Below are 1,787 nucleotides of genomic sequence, written 5' to 3' on the forward strand. Positions count from 1 at the left end.
GCTTCACGATCTATCGCTGATATGTTACAAAGCCAAATTTCTACCATGTCACAAGGGCTCATGAATGCCAATGACGGGGTTGCGATGATGCAAATCGCAGGAGGGACACTAAACTCTCTCAGTGATCAAACCCAAACACTTAATGATTTAAGTGTCCGTTACAACAGTGCTTCATTAAACGAAACTCAAAAACAAGGGTTGCAAAGTGAATTCAACCGAACGGTTGAATCAATGCAGCAAAGTATCGATAGCAGCAGTTTTAACGGTAAATCGCTTTTTGGAAGTACTACAACCCTCTCACTAGGGGATAGCACCATAAGCGCATCCATCCCTGAGGTATCCACCTCTTCTCTTAAAATCGATAGCCAAGAGAGCATTGAATCCTATCGGGATGCACTGGTTCAAGCCAATTCAACGATAGGTTCTACAACCAACGGACTCATCAGTGCATCCAATACGTTATTAGAGCAGATCACGGCAACCTCAGCGGCAAAAAGCCAAATTACCGATACCGATATGGTCAATGCCATCAAAGATTTTCAACAAAGTAATTTAAAATTGGATGTGGCTCAGATTGCGATGGCACATCGAAACGATATGCTTCAACAAAATGTTACGAGATTGTTGGGGTAAAATCGGATTTACATCCGATCTTTGGCTTGGATTCCAAGAAGTGAAAGTCCCGTTTTAATCGAGAGAGCGACAACGAGAAGAAGTTTTAATAACTTCGCTTCATCTTCGGTACCGATGATTCGGGTATCGTAGTAAAATTTATGTAAACGCCCCGCAAGAACTTTGAGATAATCAGGGAGTTTTTGCGCTTGACGCGATTCGAAGGCATCGTCGATAATCTCCGGCAACAATAACGCTTCGAACAGCAATCCGTCCGCATCCGCACTTAACCCATGCAAATGGGAAGCCATAATCTCATCCATACTTTTTTCGCTTTTCGCAATCAACGTCTGAATACGAGCATGGGCGTATTGGATATAGTAGATCGGGTTAGAGCTGTCTTGGCGTTTGAGCTCTTCGATGTCAAATTCGAGTGCCGTATCGCACTTTTTAGAGGCGAACATAAAACGCAACGCTTCTGCACCGATCTCTTCAACCACGTCACTCATCAGAATAACGGTACCTGCACGTTTGGACATTTTGAACGGTTCACCGTCTTTGAGCAAACTCACCATTTGAGAGAGGAGCACTTCTAGTTTTTCTGAATCGTAGCCCAAAAAGGTGATCGCCGCTTTCACACGGGCAATATAGCCGTGATGATCCGCTCCCCAGATATTGATGTAATCATCATAGGCGCGCTCGAACTTTTGGTTATGATAGATAATATCTCCCGCAAGGTAGGTCGGACGTCCGTCTTCGCGCACCACGACACGGTCATGGTCATCGCCGTGTTCCGATGAGTGGATAAAGGTTTTACCCTCACTCACGTAAACACCCTCACCCATTTTTGCCATTACGCGATCCCACTCACTATAGAGAGAGGCTTCACCGACAAAGGTGTCAAAATGGACGTTAATCGATGCCAAATCTTCAACAATAAGAGCTAATATTTTATCTTTTGCCCAAAGAGCCAGCTCTTTCTGACGGCTCTCATCGCGTAATGCTTCTTCACCGAAAATCTCTACTACCTCTTTGGCTAAGTCACTAAGATACTCACCACGATAGTATTTTTCCGGCCATTCTACCGCTTCTCCCAGAAGAGAGCTACGCCCTTCGAGCTGTAAGGATACACCGAGTAAATCGATTTGATTCCCCGCATCGTTGACGTAATACTC

Annotated in this window: 2 protein-coding genes; one reads left to right on the forward strand and one right to left on the reverse strand. The window is 44.7% G+C overall.

What is annotated here, in order from left to right; all coding sequences use genetic code 11:
• Positions 1 to 633, forward strand: a 633-nt coding sequence (locus tag WA010_RS01805; protein WP_422555468.1) for a flagellin, incomplete at its 5' end; no start/stop codon positions are given.
• Positions 634 to 641: 8 nt separating this feature from the next.
• Here the strand turns inward: WA010_RS01805 and argS are convergent.
• The coding region (gene argS / locus WA010_RS01810; RefSeq protein WP_422555469.1) for an arginine--tRNA ligase at positions 642 to 1,787 on the reverse strand (1,146 nt) is incomplete at its 5' end.

This window comes from Sulfuricurvum sp., from assembly GCF_049305995.1.
In the GTDB taxonomy this organism is placed as follows: Bacteria; Campylobacterota; Campylobacteria; order Campylobacterales; family Sulfurimonadaceae; genus Sulfuricurvum.